The organism is Psychrobacter halotolerans (assembly GCF_039680845.1).
Classification (GTDB): domain Bacteria; phylum Pseudomonadota; class Gammaproteobacteria; order Pseudomonadales; family Moraxellaceae; genus Psychrobacter.
In genome coordinates, this window is record NZ_JBDKWD010000004.1 from 169679 (window position 1) to 185794 (window position 16116).

Annotated in this window: 15 protein-coding genes; 7 read left to right on the forward strand and 8 right to left on the reverse strand. The window is 43.2% G+C overall.

Annotation, left to right across the window (positions count from 1 at the left end; translation table 11 throughout):
* Window positions 1-128: 128 nt before the first annotated feature.
* Window positions 129-1577 (forward strand): serine hydrolase domain-containing protein, encoded by a 1449-nt coding sequence (locus tag AAJP47_RS09060; RefSeq protein WP_346717590.1) that lies wholly within the window; start codon window positions 129-131, stop codon window positions 1575-1577.
* Between the two features lie 23 nt (window positions 1578-1600).
* Here the strand turns inward: AAJP47_RS09060 and AAJP47_RS09065 are convergent, their stop codons facing one another.
* From AAJP47_RS09065 to AAJP47_RS09075, 3 genes are all read right to left on the reverse strand, one after another.
* Window positions 1601-2848: a cation:proton antiporter gene (locus AAJP47_RS09065; RefSeq protein WP_346717591.1), complete on the reverse strand. Its 1248-nt coding sequence runs from the start codon at window positions 2846-2848 to the stop codon at window positions 1601-1603.
* A 368-nt stretch (window positions 2849-3216) separates the two neighbouring features.
* Complete coding sequence (ilvD, locus tag AAJP47_RS09070; RefSeq protein ID WP_346717592.1) at window positions 3217-5103, reverse strand: dihydroxy-acid dehydratase; 1887 nt, start codon at window positions 5101-5103, stop codon at window positions 3217-3219.
* Window positions 5104-5294: 191 nt separating this feature from the next.
* A complete protein-coding gene (locus AAJP47_RS09075; protein WP_346717593.1) occupies window positions 5295-6047 on the reverse strand; it encodes a hypothetical protein in 753 nt (250 codons plus the stop codon).
* A gap of 216 nt (window positions 6048-6263) precedes the next feature.
* Between AAJP47_RS09075 and AAJP47_RS09080 the strand changes: the two genes are divergently transcribed.
* The 3 genes from AAJP47_RS09080 to dusB all read left to right on the forward strand — a co-directional run bounded on the left by AAJP47_RS09080 (window position 6264) and on the right by dusB (window position 10178).
* Window positions 6264-6704: an HIT family protein gene (locus tag AAJP47_RS09080; RefSeq protein ID WP_346717594.1), complete on the forward strand. Its 441-nt coding sequence runs from the start codon at window positions 6264-6266 to the stop codon at window positions 6702-6704.
* Window positions 6705-6979: 275 nt separating this feature from the next.
* Window positions 6980-9025 carry a BCCT family transporter gene (locus tag AAJP47_RS09085; protein WP_346717595.1) on the forward strand — a complete coding sequence of 682 codons (2046 nt, stop codon included), beginning with the start codon at window positions 6980-6982 and terminating at the stop codon, window positions 9023-9025.
* Between the two features lie 133 nt (window positions 9026-9158).
* On the forward strand, window positions 9159-10178 hold the full coding sequence (dusB, locus tag AAJP47_RS09090; protein ID WP_346717596.1) for a tRNA dihydrouridine synthase DusB: 1020 nt from the start codon (window positions 9159-9161) through the stop codon (window positions 10176-10178).
* Window positions 10179-10232: 54 nt separating this feature from the next.
* On the opposite strand, the gene AAJP47_RS09095 is transcribed toward dusB, so the two are convergent.
* Window positions 10233-10616 carry a DUF1622 domain-containing protein gene (locus tag AAJP47_RS09095; RefSeq protein ID WP_346717597.1) on the reverse strand — a complete coding sequence of 128 codons (384 nt, stop codon included), beginning with the start codon at window positions 10614-10616 and terminating at the stop codon, window positions 10233-10235.
* A 186-nt stretch (window positions 10617-10802) separates the two neighbouring features.
* Between AAJP47_RS09095 and AAJP47_RS09100 the strand changes: the two genes are divergently transcribed.
* Window positions 10803-11690 carry an SDR family NAD(P)-dependent oxidoreductase gene (locus tag AAJP47_RS09100; RefSeq protein WP_346717598.1) on the forward strand — a complete coding sequence of 296 codons (888 nt, stop codon included), beginning with the start codon at window positions 10803-10805 and terminating at the stop codon, window positions 11688-11690.
* Window positions 11691-11761: 71 nt separating this feature from the next.
* On the opposite strand, the gene AAJP47_RS09105 is transcribed toward AAJP47_RS09100, so the two are convergent.
* Window positions 11762-11995, reverse strand: coding sequence for a hypothetical protein (locus AAJP47_RS09105; RefSeq protein WP_346717599.1), 234 nt, complete (start codon window positions 11993-11995; stop codon window positions 11762-11764).
* 483 nt (window positions 11996-12478) lie between these two features.
* Between AAJP47_RS09105 and AAJP47_RS09110 the strand changes: the two genes are divergently transcribed.
* Together AAJP47_RS09110 and AAJP47_RS09115 are read left to right on the forward strand one after the other, a co-directional pair.
* A complete protein-coding gene (locus tag AAJP47_RS09110) occupies window positions 12479-12982 on the forward strand; it encodes a GNAT family N-acetyltransferase (RefSeq protein ID WP_346717600.1) in 504 nt (167 codons plus the stop codon).
* A gap of 177 nt (window positions 12983-13159) precedes the next feature.
* Window positions 13160-13603 carry a GNAT family N-acetyltransferase gene (locus tag AAJP47_RS09115; protein ID WP_346717601.1) on the forward strand — a complete coding sequence of 148 codons (444 nt, stop codon included), beginning with the start codon at window positions 13160-13162 and terminating at the stop codon, window positions 13601-13603.
* A gap of 162 nt (window positions 13604-13765) precedes the next feature.
* Here AAJP47_RS09115 and AAJP47_RS09120 read toward each other — a convergent pair whose 3' ends face one another.
* From AAJP47_RS09120 to lipB, 3 genes are all read right to left on the reverse strand, one after another.
* Window positions 13766-14233 carry a hypothetical protein gene (locus tag AAJP47_RS09120; RefSeq protein WP_346717602.1) on the reverse strand — a complete coding sequence of 156 codons (468 nt, stop codon included), beginning with the start codon at window positions 14231-14233 and terminating at the stop codon, window positions 13766-13768.
* A gap of 189 nt (window positions 14234-14422) precedes the next feature.
* Window positions 14423-14953 carry an inorganic diphosphatase gene (locus AAJP47_RS09125; protein ID WP_346717603.1) on the reverse strand — a complete coding sequence of 177 codons (531 nt, stop codon included), beginning with the start codon at window positions 14951-14953 and terminating at the stop codon, window positions 14423-14425.
* 236 nt (window positions 14954-15189) lie between these two features.
* Window positions 15190-16035 (reverse strand): lipoyl(octanoyl) transferase LipB, encoded by an 846-nt coding sequence (gene lipB, locus AAJP47_RS09130; protein WP_346717604.1) that lies wholly within the window; start codon window positions 16033-16035, stop codon window positions 15190-15192.
* Between the last annotated feature and the right edge of the window lie 81 nt (window positions 16036-16116).

Sequence of the window (16116 nt, forward strand, 5' to 3'; positions counted from 1 at the left end):
CAAGGCGACCAAACGGTGGCCTTTTTTGTGAGTAAACCTTTCATTTATCATAAGAATATAGACATCAGGTATGGCAAGTGTCGATAGATTTGATGACACGGATTCTATAAAGACGGAGCAGAACCAGCATGACCGATAGCAACCAAGCAACCAACCAAGCAATCAACCAAGATTGTGATCAAACCATTAACAATCAGTTGCAACAACGCTTGCAGCAATTGCTGACAGATCTTCAATTAGAGGATGCGCCAGCAGGCGGCGCAGTGGTTGTTTATCAAGCAGGTAAGTGTATAGCCAGAGCAGCTGTGGGCATGGCGCGTGTCGATATGCCATGGCAGCCTGATACGCTGGCCATTAACTTTTCTACTGGTAAAGGCGTGCTGGCAACGCTGGTACATGTCTTGGTTTCAAAGCAAATGCTTGACTACGACACACCCATCGCTAGCTACTGGCCAGCGTTTGCAGCAAATGGGAAAGAAGGCATCACTCTGCGTCGTGTTATGTCTCATCAGGCCAATCTATTCTCAATTCAAAGTATCGATGTCGATAGTGAAACGATGCTCAATTGGCCTGTCATGCTAAACAAAGTTGCCGAAATGTCCATCACGCCGCCCGAAAACGCATCCTCTTATGATAGTGCCTATAGTGCGCTTATATATGGTTGGGTATTAGGAGGGGTGGTAGAAGCCGTGACAGACATGTCACTAGCTCAGGCGTTACGCCATTATTTGACCACGCCGTTGGGTATCGCTGACAGTTGTTACTTTGGGGTACCAAACAATAAAATAGAGCAAGTCGCTGCACTGGTTAAAGACTTTGAAACCTCAGAAGAAGGCAACTCATTGTTAGGGCATAAGCGCCATAGCAAAAAGCCTGTCTTAAAAACCGACTCTCAAAACACCTTAGATACCTATAAAAATCTACCAAGCTATACGTATTGGCAGCAACTTATGATAGACAGGACAGCAGATAAGCGCAGCAGTGATACTAAAAACGAGGTAGCGCCGCACGAACTACCTGCGTTAAACACCACACGCATTAATGGTTTATATTTCGACAGCAGCCAGCTCAACATAAAAAACTATAAAGCTGCCCTAGTACCAGCCAACAAGCAACCTGTCGATTACCACAAGCGCGAAACGCTACAAGCGGTCATTCCGGCAGCCAATGGTGTTGCCTCCGCTCAAGCACTGGCAACCATTTATTCGATGTTAGCGAATGGTGGCGAGTGGCAAGGGCAGACACTTATTGATCGTACCACTTTTGAGGAATTGTCTGTACCGCAGGTCACGGGTTCAGACGCCGTTATGCCAGCGCAGATGCAGTGGCGTTTGGGCTACCACAGACTATTTAGCTTATGCGCTAACAACAATATTGTAGAAAAGACAAATAAACCTCAGTCGTCAGGATTTGGACACATGGGCTACAATGGTTCGGTAGCTTGGTGCGACCCTTCACGCCAGTTGTCGTTTGCTTTTATACACAATTTTGATGCCACTATGCTCAATGACATCCGTCAGTTTGCGTTAACAGAAGCCGTGCTGGGTCTAATCGATGATGAGCTTTCAAACCATTAATAGCCTTAACCGATCATGTTCATTTATCGGGGCTTGTTTGGTGTCATTTTGAGCAATCTATTGGCACTAAGCCCATGGATAAAGATTGAAATTAAAATAACAATCGAACAAACAATCCATAATTTGAGAGCATCTTCTTCACCGAAAAATCCTTGGTTGAGCGCATAAGATAAGTAATAAAGCGTACCAATACCGCGTATACCAAGCGCTGAAATTGCATATTTTTCGGTACGAGGAAGCTTCAATCCTGATAGGGCAATAAAGCCACCGATTGGTCGTATGAATAATAAGAAAGCAAAGCTGACGATATAGACGCGCCATGTAAGCTCAACCCCAGATTGTAAGCCTTGACCCAAGAATATACCGAAAGTGACCAGTACCAGCGTCATGAGCAAGCCTTCTGATTGTTCTGCGAAGTCGTGCAATTTTTCATGATAAGCATGCTCATGTTCTGAGCGGCGAAACGCAAATGCGGCAACAAATACCGCGATAAAGCCATAACTATGGACAAATTCTGCTAGTCCATAAGCCACCAGCGTCAGAGCGATGACCATATAACCTTGAGAGATGGTCGTCTCTTTACTGTACTTTGAGAATACCAGCTTGGCCATGGCCTTACCGACAATAACGCCCACCACTACACCAGCGCCAATTTTCCATAAAACATCATGCGTAAACCATGACCAAAGCAACTCATTGGTGACGTCTTTTCCTTCGCTAAATGCTTCCGCTATCTTTATAGCCAAATAAACAAACGGAAACGCCAATCCATCATTCAATCCTGCTTCTGATGTCAGAGCAAAACGCGGCGTGTCTTCACCGCCTGTATTGGGCGGGCCTACTTGAATGCTGGATGCCAATACCGGATCAGTCGGCGCAAGTACCGCACCGAGCAAGATGGCAGCGCCCATCGTGAGACCAAACGCATAATAACCCAGTACAGCCATTGAAAAGATACCGATCGGCATCGTTATCAGCAAAAGACGGGCGGTCGGACGCCACAGTCGCCAAGTCAAAGGTGTGTCGATTTTAATACCCGCACTCACTAAGGAGACGATCACCACAAATTCGGTGAGCTTTTCGATAATCACGCCGTTTTCAACAGGATCTAAAAATGTCAGGGTGACCCAAAAATAACCCACGATCATTCCTATCACGACTTGTATCATCGGTAGAGAAACAGGGGTTTTTTTGAAGGCAATAGGAAACAGCGCGCCAAATAAAAAGGCGATACCGCAGATTAATAAGAATAAATTATAGTTTTCTATCATAAGGGTTTTATATGTCGATGTGTTTGTTTCACGCGCTGCTAGGCGATGACAAGAAGCGGTTATAGCAGTCAGCGATCAAGTTAATAAAATGACGTAACGAAATAGTGAAACAGACTGTAATAGTAGGCTGTGGTATAAAATAATAGAGCCTACTCATCATGACGATAAAAAACTGCCAATACCGCAAAAAATAGTTATCAAAACGGTTAATGTGTTGTTTTTTGGTGAAAAAAAGCCTGCATTGCGCAGGCTTAATAAATTTCTATCCGTCTGTTATAAAACTCTATACTAGCAATCTGTGCTATCAATCTATACAAGCAATCTATGTTAAAGATTATTAGGCTAAAAATTATAAAAATACTTTAGGCTTAACGCTCAACTTGAGTGACGTCACGTATCGCGCCAGTATCAGCACTGGTCGTCATAGCAGCGTATGCACGTAGGGCAGGAGTGACATAACGCTCACGGCTGACGGGCTTCCACGCATCACGGCCGCGTGCTTCCATTACCTCACGGCGCGCAGCTAGATCTGCATCGCTTACTTGCATGTTGATGGTACGATTGGGGATATCGATGTGAATGGTATCGCCTTCCTCCACCAAACCAATAGCACCGCCTTCAGCCGCTTCAGGGCTGGCATGACCGATGGATAGACCTGATGTGCCACCAGAGAAACGACCATCCGTGAGAAGGGCGCATTGTTTACCCAAGCCTTTTGACTTAAGATAAGTGGTTGGATACAGCATCTCTTGCATACCCGGCCCACCTTTTGGGCCTTCAAAACGGATAATGACCACGTCACCTGCGACAATTTTATCGTCTAACACGGCCGCCACGGCATCATCTTGTGATTCAAAAATACGGGCGCGACCAGTGAACGTTAAGATACTCTCGTCGACACCAGCGGTCTTGACCACACAACCCCGCTCAGCAATATTGCCATAAAGTACCGCCAAACCACCATCTTGTGAGTAGGCGTGCTGCACGCTGCGAATACAACCTGACTCGCGGTTGACGTCGAGGTTTGACCATTCTTTTGACTGTGAAAACGCTTCAGTGGTACGTACGCCACCAGGTGCTGCAAGATAGCGTGCGCGCGCCTCGGTATTATCAGCATTCATGATGTCCCACTTATCAATCGCTTCTTTCATGGTCGCACTATGAATAGTCGGTATATCAGTCGTTAATAATCCAGCACGATCAAGCTCAGCCAGTAAGGCAAAAACACCACCCGCCCGATGCACATCTTCCATATGGTATTTTTGTGAGGCAGGGGCAACTTTTGCTAGGCAAGGCACACCGCGACTTAAGCGGTCAATATCTGCCATTTTAAAGTCAATTTCTGCTTCGTTAGCTGCTGCCAATAAGTGCAAAATAGTATTGGTAGAGCCGCCCATGGCAATATCTAAACTCATGGCGTTTTCGAATGCCGCTTTGGTGGCAATAGAGCGTGGTAAGACAGAATCGTCATCTTGCTCATAGCGACGTTTGGCAAGCGAGACAATGGTACGTCCCGCTTCTAAGAACAGCTCGCGACGTAGCGAATGGGTGGCGAGCAGTGAGCCATTGCCCGGTAAAGCCAAGCCTAAGGCTTCGGTTAAGCAGTTCATCGAATTGGCAGTAAACATACCAGAGCACGAACCACAAGTTGGGCAGGCTGAGGCTTCGATAGCGGCGACATCTTCGTCACTAATACTGTCATCAGCGGCATCCATCATCGCATCGACAAGGTCGAGTTTACGGACGGCACTGCTTTCACTACTATCGGTATTGTGGCTCTTACCCACGGTACTGGCCAAAATCTTGCCCGCTTCCATTGGGCCACCTGAAATAAATACAACAGGGATGTTTAAGCGCATCGCGGCCATCAGCATACCCGGGGTGATCTTGTCGCAGTTTGAGATACAAACGAGGGCATCGGCGCAATGCGCATTGACCATATATTCTACTGAATCAGCGATGAGATCACGGCTTGGCAATGAGTAAAGCATACCACTATGTCCCATCGCAATGCCATCATCGACAGCAATGGTATTAAACTCTTTTGCCACACCGCCAGCTTTTTCAATCTCACGTGCGACCATTTGTCCAAGGTCTTTTAGATGCACATGACCCGGTACGAACTGGGTAAATGAATTGGCAATGGCAATAATTGGCTTGCCAAAGTCGCCATCAGTCATGCCCGTTGCACGCCAGAGCGCACGTGCACCAGCCATATTACGGCCGCCGGTAGAGGTTTTTGAGCGATAATCCATGTGATTTTCCTTACTAATAGGCGAGGTTTTTAAAATTTTAACCCGCAAGTGTGATGCTTATAGTTTGCTTTTTATATGATATGAAGACTAGTGAATAATACTAAGTCTTTACCATACCATTAGATATGAATAATTGAAAATAGCTCAGTAATGGTAATGATTTGGCTATGATAAAAAATACAATAAAGGGACTATTCAATGCGCGCTAAAATGGCTTTATCAAACCAAGGCAGATCAACTTTGTCCGCTTCTAGTTTTACAATGACCGCCAACGCGTGAGTGGCCAATAACTGCTGATAATCATGACTTGCATCAATCGTCAATAGCGATTCAGGTTGCGAGCCTTGTTCATCAATACTAATCAATGTCTGTTTGTCATTTTTGTAAAGCACGTCCACCCGACCAAAAAACTGCCAGTCTTCAAAGGCGGTAAGGAGAGCGTCCGCTTCGTTTTTTGTATATATCTGCTGGGTTTCTTTACCCGTATTGGTCCAATGCAGACGTACGGCCAATTGCAACGCTTCGCTAAACACCACCAATGAGCCAATGATTTTTATATGCCAAGGCTTAGCAAAGAGCGCTTCACCAATACCCATCAAGGTTGCTGCCTCATGAGTGGGCATGGGCGTATTGAATTGTGCAAGTAATGTAGGCGTCAGTGGGTGGCTCGTTTTGATACCGTCATCTAAGTTATCGTAATGATATAAAAAGGGTAATGGTAAATCTTGAGTGACCGTCTTTTTGATGATTTTACAATTGTGTATTTGCCAGCTGATGGTTTTATCGGTTAAGGCTTCAGCCAAAATGATGGCATTAGGATCAATGGTTTGAGGACGGTTTGTGCTCTCAACATCAGCATCAATATCAGAGTGTCCTTCCTCATTCTGAGGTGGAACAGCGTTGTTATTCATATCTGGTAGGGCGGGCAAAGTAGACGAATCCATAAGTATCGCGTTCTTAAAATAGAGCATTAATATAACATTTAAAGCGCTCAATCCGCCAATAAATTAGTGAGTCTGAGTAAGTATGGACGGCATTGTGGCTGTTGCTCTTATTGTCATCGCTTGTACTCAAACCGCATTTCGTTCACTATATTACTGACTGTTTATCAGCTTAAAAAACCACTGAACAATGAATATCACACTATCAAAGGAATAAAAATGAGTCAAAATAATCAGCAGGCCACTTATGACGATAATAATATCTTTGCCAAAATGCTCAACGGAGATATTCCTTATCATAAAGTCTATGAAGACGACAAAACGCTCGCTTTTATGGATATTATGCCGCAAGCAGAAGGTCATGTGCTGGTCATTCCTAAGCAAAAAGCGGTGGATTTAGCAGATCTTGAACCTGATTATGCGGCGGCTGTTTTAATGACCTGCAAAAAAGTCATGCAAGCGCAGCGTCAAGTGTTTGAACGTGAAGGCATTATTCAGATGCAATTAAATGGCGCACAAGCAGGGCAAACCGTTTTTCATTACCATGTGCATCTTATTCCCTCTAGTATTCACGAAATAGGTCGTCATGCGGCGACTCAAGTAGCAGCAGATAAGCTTGCCAATATGGCAAAACAGCTGGCAGCAGCTATTCATGATTGATCTTATAGAAAACAGCAACACACATTTCTAAAGACATAAAAAGGCAGATTGTTAACTGCCTTTTTTATTGTTTGGTAATTATCATGTAATATTCCTTAATTTATTGTTACGAATATAATGCTTAACTGGGGTTTTGGTAGATATTGTGGTAAATATTATGCCAACTTATATAGCCTTGTTTGAATTGTTACCTTTTGATTTCAATTAGTTCTTAATATTGTCTATAAAAAAGCACTGCTATTCTTATTATTCATTTTTTGAGGAAATCATTTCGTATGAGTAAATTACCTCGTTCTACTATTCTACTGCCAGTCTTTGTGCCAGCTGCCATTATCATGCTGCTACTGGTCGTTGGAACCGCTATCAATCCCGAAGCGGCGGGCGCATTATTCAATAGTGTGCTCAGTTTTACCACTGAGACATTTGGCTGGTTTTACATGCTGGCTGTGGCATTGTTTTTACTATTCATCATTGCATTGGCATTTTCTCCTTATGGAGGGATTAAGTTGGGGCCTGACCATGCTGAGGCTGAGTATGGATTCCTTGAATGGTTTGCCATGCTGTTTTCAGCAGGTTACGGGATTGCCTTGTTATTCTTTGGTGTGGCAGAGCCAGTCATGCACTTTGCCAGCCCGCCTGTATCCGCGCCCGAGACCATTGCTGCTGCTAAAGAAGCGATGCAAATTGCATATTTCCACTGGGGTTTTCATATTTGGGCGATTTATGCGGTAGTCGGCCTGTCATTGGCTTACTTCTCTTTTCGTCATGGTCTGCCTTTGTCGATGCGCTCGACGTTATATCCCTTAATTGGTGACAAAATCCACGGCCCTATCGGTCATACGGTGGACGTATTTGCCATTGTGGGTACTATGTTCGGTATTGCGACCAGTTTGGGTCTGTCGGTCTCGCAAATCAACGCAGGTTTGAATTATCTACTACCAGATTTAGTGCCAATAAGCATAGGGGTGCAGGTCATTGCCATTGTGGCGGTGACGGCAGCCGCCTTAGTATCAGTGCTGGCAGGTATGGATAAAGGCGTAAAGCGACTCTCTATCTTAAACATGCTGCTGGCAACCGCCTTGATGGCATTCGTATTTATCGTGGGTCCAACGCTGTTTATCCTAAATGCCTTTATGGAAAATACAGGTAACTATTTAGGCAACATCGTTGAGCGTACTTTTAGCCTACAGGCTTATGAGCACAATGATTGGATTGGTAACTGGACACTGTTTATTTTTGCATGGACAATCGCTTGGGCTCCATTCGTCGGCTTGTTTATTGCAAAAATCAGTCGTGGTCGTACCATTCGTGAGTTCGTACTGGGTGTCATGTTGGTACCAACGTTCTTTACTTTCTTTTGGTTTGCCGTGTTCGGTGATACCGCGCTCAACATGATTATGGTCGATGGCTACAATTCATTGATCAGTGAAGTGCAAAACAACCAAGCAATCGCTTTGTTTAAACTGTTAGAAAACCTACCTTTTACCCAGATCGTGTCTTCGTTGACCGTTCTATTGATTATCACCTTTTTTGTGACCTCATCAGATTCAGGGTCGTTGGTTATTGATGCATTAGCCGCTGGTGGCCGTAGTGATACGCCTTGGTGGCAGCGTACCTTTTGGGTCGTGACAGAAGGGGCCGTGGCGTCAGTATTGTTACTGGCGGGTGGATTAGAAGCCTTGCAAACCGCCGCGATTGTTAGTGCGCTACCGTTTGCAATCATTATGTTAATTGCCATGTTTGGTATGTGGCGTGCGCTACGTATCGAAGGTCATCGTAATCAGAGTCTAGATAATAACAGTAAGCTACCACCGCATCTGCTCAAATCATCAGCATGGCGTGATCGTATTGATTACATCACCAATCAGCCCACTCGCGATAAGGTACTAAGCTACATTCAGCAAGTGGTTATGCCATCGATGAAGGAGGTGTCAGAGAAATTTGCTGAGACTGGTTGGAAGCCATTGGTCAATTATGACGAGATTAATAATCGCGCTATCTTAGAACTACAACGCGGTGATGAGGTGGATTTTTGGTACGAAGTACGCTTGTCTGAACGCGATATTCCTGACTACTACACCGAAGAAAAAGCAAGTGATTTGCCGCAGGAACATCATCATCGAGCTGAAGTATATCTGCGCCGTGGCGGTCAAACTTATGATCTGTACGGTTACCAATCAGAAGCGATCATCAATGACATTATTGATCAATTCGAAAAATACCTATACTTCTTGAACGTATCGCCTGACAGCTTACCGTGGCGCATGCAAGAACATGATGAAGACATCACGTTGGAGCAGGGGAACTTATTGGATAAATAAACAGTTCAATAATAAAAATTTGTTCTCACTTCTGCAAGTTATTCACGTTAATAGCTTGCAATATGCGTACGAATCCTTAGAATAACGGCTTGTTTTCATTGACTTACTTCAATTAACTGCAAGCCGTTTTTTTATGCCTACTGATTTCTCCTCTCTACCAGCGTTTGATCATCCTCTATTGCAGCCTCTGGATATTGGTGGTTTAACGATTGCAAATCGCCTTATGGTTGCACCCATGGCAGGGGTGACAGACAATCCTTTTCGTCGATTGTGTAAGTCGTTCGGTGCCGGACATGCGGTCAGCGAGATGATAATCGCTGATACTGCTCTATACGCGCGCAAAAAATCTCTATATCGTGCCAATTTTGATAACGAAATAGCCCCTATTTCTGCGCAGATTGCGGGTGCTGAGCCAGATAAGCTTGCAGAAGCTGCACGGTATCAAGTCGATAATGGTGCGCAAATCATCGATATCAATATGGGTTGTCCGGCCAAAAAAGTCTGTCGTAGACTGGCAGGATCTGCGCTGCTGCAAGATGAAGATTTGGTGGCGCGTTTGCTCGATGCGGCTGTCAATGCTGTTGATGTACCAGTGACTTTAAAGACCCGACTGGGCTTTGAGAATGGACGCGAGAACATCTTGCGAGTGGCGCGCCGTGCTGAGCAGGCAGGTATTGCCGCTATTGCTATTCATGGACGCACGCGTGAGGATATGTATACGGGGGAGGCGCGTTATGAGCTCATCCGTGAAGTCAAAGAGAGTATCGGTATTCCTGTTATTGCCAATGGCGATATCGATAGTGCACAAAAAGCTCAGCAGGTGTATGAGTTGACGGGCTGTGACGCGGTAATGATTGGGCGAGCGGCGCAAGGTCAGCCTTGGTTGTTTCGTGATATTGGTCATTTTTTGCAGACGGGTGAGTCCCTTGATGCGCCTAGTGTTGGGGAAATAAAAGAGATTGTACTGGCGCATTTGCAGGAGCTGTATGACTTTTATGGCGAATACTCGGGTTGCCGTATAGCGCGTAAGCACATTGCATGGTATACAACGGGTATTCCCAACTCCAATGCTTTTCGTCAAGCCATGTACGGAGAGGAAAGCACAGCGGGTCAGTTTCAGGTAGTAGAGGCTTTTTTACAGGCTCATGAGTAAGGTGCGCCTATTTGTGGGCTCTAAAAGCCTGCTATCTCTTAAAATATGCGGTATCTAATCGGCTGAATCAGCATTGACCTTTTGCTTAGATGTCGATTTTCCTTTTTGCCAAGGAAAACGGCCTTCTAGCTCCACTTGTAAAGACAAGCTCAAAAACGTTCGAATCAGCACAATAAATCCTAAGACAAGAATGCTGCGTAACGTGGGCTCTGTAACCACTGTGGCCATAATATCAGCCGCAATCAGTACCTCTAATCCTAATAAAATAGACTTACCAACGGTCTGTCTGACCTCGATATAAGTATCATGGCTAAAACCAGCCGTTGAACGAACACCGCGATAAAAAGCCAAAAACAGCCCAAAGAACATAATAAGCACGCCAATCACTTCGACGATTTTGGCGATTAAGTCAATGTAGTGAGCCAAGCTTGCAATCAAAACAAACTCCTTATAAATCGTTTGCAAAAGGTAAAAATTCTAGCAGTAACGCCATTATAAGTCTATGAGGGCTAACCTTATTAACTTATCTGATGCAGTTCGCGGTTTTATTGTCTTATGGCAGACTTTTTTTGCTATTCTATTAACCAACATTCATAGGCATAAAACAAACAAAAAGGACTTTTTATGGCCAACCCCTCGAAAAAAAAGATAGCTGATACCGTTAAAGACAAAATTATTGTCATTACGGGTGCATCAAGTGGTATCGGTGAACGTACGGCTTTTTTGCTTAGTGAATGCGGTGCTCATGTGATTTTATTGGCCCGAACGGAAGACAAACTAAAAACAGTCAAAGAGAATATCGAAACGCTGGGCGGTAAAGCCAGTTACTACCCATGTGATCTGACTGATATGGATAACATTGAGGAAGTCAGTAAGCAAATACTGGCTGATTTTAAGCACATTGATGTACTGGTGAATAATGCAGGACGCTCAATTCGCCGATCTGTACATGAGTCAGTTAACCGTTTTCACGATTTTGAACGCACGATGGAGGTGAACTATTTTGGCGCTGTCAAAATTATTCTTGGTTTTCTGCCAACGATGATTGGACGTCAAACAGGTCAGATCGTTAATATCTCATCGATTGGTGTATTGGCTAACAGTCCACGTTTTGCCGCATATGTTGCCTCAAAATCTGCGCTTGATGCATTTAGTCGTTGTCTAGCGGCTGAGGTCAAAGGCGATAATATTACAATTACCAATATTTTTATGCCGTTGGTACGGACGCCAATGATTGCACCAACCAAGCTATATCGTTATATGCCAGCGTTGATGCCTGACGAAGCGGCAATGATGGTTGCCAAAGCCATCGTCGATAAGCCCAACAGCATTGCCAGTAATATGGGCAAGTTTGCGTCGGCGACTTATTCGTTGGTGCCTGCGTTCAATGTGGGTATTCAGTCGATTGGTTATCGTATTTTCCCAAGTTCAACCGCGGCGCAAACGACTGACAGTAAGCCCAACTTTGCTCAGCGTGCTTTTGCCAGAATTCTTCCTGGTGAGCATCACTAGCGTAGGGTTTTTATTATATTTGGAATAATAAAAAAGGATACCGCCGTATCCTTTTTAACTACTGTATCTTTTTATAAACAGAGTTCGCTGACAGTGATTTTATTTTCGTATTTACCAATAGGGCCATATCCACCTTTGGAATCAATAACGCCAACCACGCAAGCGTCAAAAGCTTTGTCATACCCTTTTTGGTCAAGCCCATTTGAGTGATTTACTAATAGCTGTTTTGGGTCTGACACATAGTAAATATTGCCATTAGATTCTAGTTCATGGACTTCAAAGCTTCTTCTAAATTTGCCGCGCATCTCTACTTTTTCTAAAATTTGCTCCGTCGATGTCTTTGTAGATTTCTCTGTAGGTCACTGACGCTTTTAGACTCGGTATTGCTACAACCTATACTTATAAATATAAGGGTCGAAAATCCTACTATTACCAATCTGAGGTTGGGCATTGAGCTTTCCTTATCATGTACTGATAAATGAGATTTTATATAAAATAAGGTCAGAAAATTTGATTATAAATACACTATTTTAATAGACTATTATCGATTAAAATGAGAGTTTCTACAATAAAAATAATGCTCTTTTAGTGTAGAGTCTTACTTCAATATTAACTATTGAATACCTTAGTAGGGACTGACTCTCCATGGTAAGTTGCTATTAATTAGAATAAATTAAGGCTTAAATATTTTGGATATTGATAACAAAAATAATGCTCCCACTCGTTACCAAAGTCGACACTAGTCAATGTATTAACCATATAATAATTTAAGTATAAGGATAAATATAATGAAGATTGACATACGTCATGCCGAACCAGAAGATGCAGATGTGTTGCAAGCCATTTATACCGATGAGGCCTTATATGCAAATACTTTGCAGTTGCCTATGCCGTCCAAGAGCTTGTGGCGCAAGCGACTGGCGGATATACCTGACAACACGTACGTATTAGTGGCTGAAATTGAGGGCGAAGTGGTGGGGAGTTTAGGGCTTGAAACTATGGTATCAAAGCGCCGAGGCCATGTAGCAAGTTTTGGGATCAGCGTAAAAACCTCATCACAAGGCAAGGGTGCGGGTCGAGCGCTTATAACCGCCGCGTTAGATTTGGCCGATAATTGGCTGAATATAAGGCGTGTTGAGATTACTGTTTATACCGATAATACTGGAGCCATTGGTTTATACAAAAGCTTGGGCTTTGTGATAGAAGGCGAGATGGTGGATTATGCTTATCGTAACGGCGAATATATCAATGCCTATCAGATGGCAAGAATTCGAAAAACCAAAAATGGATAAGACAGATAGACATTATTTACCATAATTTAGCTATACAATGATTGTCTAAATAACATAAAAAACATGGATCGAATATGAGTATTTTTTCAAAGCTACGAGTTAAAAACAGTCTTGCTTACAATATTTTTTAGACCATTCTTTTAAACTTATACTCCGGTAATCAAGAGAAGCAATATTATGAATATTCAATTGATACCTGTTTTAGCTTCAGAGTTTGACACGTTGTTTACGGTAGTTAAACAGGGGATTTATCCTTATGTAGAAAAATTGTTTGGCTGGGATGATGATTTTCAGAAACAGAGACTGCTCGAAGAATATGAACCAAGTTGGTTCTACTGGTTGTATATTGATAACATTTCTATTGGTATGCTGTGCTACAAACCTTACGCAAATAGTTTGCATATCCATTTATTAATTATTTTTCCAGAGTTTCAGAACAGAGGCTTTGGTTATTTAGTCATGTCGCATATTCACGAGTCAGCTAAGACTGCCAATCGTAAGAGTATTACATTATCAAGCTTTGTATTGAATAAAGATGCTATAAGATTCTACAAAAAATTAGGGTATCAACTAGTAGAGTGTGAAAATGATTTTCAATCGTTCAAAATTGAAATAACCTAATAAAGTATCTGAAAAATTAAGCGAGTAGTGAATACAAAATATCGTATTTTTTTAATTAAGATACAATTTCTTGTAATTATATCCAACAAAACCCACTATCTCACCCTTCAAATCTATTGATACACCACTTAAAACCAACGAGCGAAACCTAACAGACTTTACTTACCCAAATACCCGCCACAATATCCAAAATATACCTAGCATAATCACAGCAATCATAAGCAATCGCTTCAGCCAAAACGGTATTAGTGGTTTTTTATAGCCCAAATCTTTGAGTCGACTGTCCACGCCCGTTTGCAACGTCTGAAAATCCTGATGTGACTGGGTGGTTTTGACGCGGTTTTTTACCAAGGGATCGGCGTCATCGTCAGGCTCTTGTTCTCTATCAAAACTAATGGCCTCATTAGGAATGCCTTGTTTGTTGGCGATCTTACTGAGCTTTTGTTGCTGCTCTATCTTCAGCGCGGTTTCATACGCATCAATCCGTACCTTGGCTTCCTCCATACTGATATTCTCATCGGCTGCCAATGTTTTGATGGCCATCACCAAGTTGTTTTTTTCAATCATGGTAATGATTGCTTTTGGCAACTTGGCATTGATGGGCTTTGAGATAGGGTCGGGGTTAAACATGATCGTCCTTAGCGCTAATATAGGTGCTATATAAAAATAGAGAGATATCGTCGGTTTATTATAACCATTTTGCATGAGTGACGTTCAAGCAAAAAAATACCGCAATCACGTGAATGACTGCGGTATTGTAATCGTACTTAACTTTGAGAGCCTAAGTATCAAGATTCATAAGTACTTGGCTGCAATAAATTATAAATCTTTCCAGCGCTGAATAGATTCTTTGATTACTTCTTTGGCTTCGCTCACGTCACCCCAAGATTCAACCACAGTCGTGCCAGCTTTTTTCAAATCTTTATAGTGACTGAAATGGAACTCTAACTGGTTGATAAGCTGTTTTGGTAGATCAGCTAGGCTGTTATACGCATTGCCAGTATCACGGTCATCAGCTGGTACCACAACGATTTTGTCATCGACTTCGCCATCATCAACGAACTTCATCACACCGATAACTTTGGCTTTTAAGAAGATACCAGTTGGTAGTGGCTGTTCAGTCAAAATCAACGCGTCAAGCTCATCACCGTCTTCGTCAAGCGTTTGCGGGATAAAACCATAGTTACAAGGCTTAGCAAAAATCTGTGGATCAATACGATCAAGCTCAAATACGGCCAATTCGCGATTCCACTCAATTTTGTGACTGCTACCAGCTGGAATTTCTACTACTACGTTGATGATGCCGCCATCTACGTCGCCTGCGTCTAGAATTTTGTTAAAGTCTGCCATAAAGTACTCCAATTTGCTTTTGTTTTGAGTGTTTGAATAATAAATGATGTAAAGGGTTCAGCGTTGGGCGCTACAATACTATTGCTACAATATTATCGCTGTAATAAGGTCGTTGCCCTTTATTTTTGTGCCGCTTGCGATTATAACAAGTTTGACTCAAGTTTTCTCACAATGCTTAAGTCTAAGCGTGCAAGATATTATGCGAAAAAGGATTATGCAAAAAAAGACTCAAAGAACTACTTTGGTGCAAGCGCACGCAGCTCAATCAGTCCAGTATGACGCTTGGCGATATTATCAATAAGCTTTTGGGTCACTTGCTCATAGCTTAAAGACGACTGTCTTTGCTCATCAGTTTTACTGTTATCAGTATTGTTATTTGTCTCACCATTCATTGCCATAAAATCAGACAGTCGCAGCATTTGCATGCCTGCATAACCGCAAGGATTAATCGCATTAAACGCTGATAAGTCACAATCTAAATTAATGGCGATACCGTGGTAACTAAAACCGTGTTTGATCTTAAATCCCAGTGACGCCATTTTCCCCAGCATAATCGTAGGGTCAATGGCGCTAATAGGAGGGGACAGCTCTGCATCATTGTTTTTTGTTTCAGGCATGTCAGCGTATAAATAAACCCCAGGCGCATCACGGCGCGAATGTGCGCTGATATCGGTACTGTGAGAAGCGGCTGAGCTCAGACAGTCGTTAATGACATCTTCAATGGCTTGCTCAGCGTGGGAGACCAAATGACGCACACTCCAGCCCAAACTGTCCAAATCAAACAGCCAGTAAACAACCAATTGACCATGACCATGCCACGTCACTTGACCACCACGATCGGTTTTGATGATAGGCGTATTGGTCCGTTGCAAGATATGTTCTTCTTTGCCCGCTTGACCCAGCGTATAAACATCATTGTGATCAACGATCCAAAGCTCATCAGACGTGCGCTGTCCTTGCTTTTTTAGATCGATCCGTGCCAGCGTGCGTGCCAGCATCGCATCGAGCGTAGGAACGTAATCAGCGGCTAACAGCGTTTTGCTAATGAGCGTATCATTCAGAGGTTGTGTGGCATTTTGCATGAGCATGGTGGTCTTATGTTGTCAGGTTTAAGAGATTCATTGTTAGGGTTTAGTGTAGCAGTTTTAGAGCGTATCGCCCAA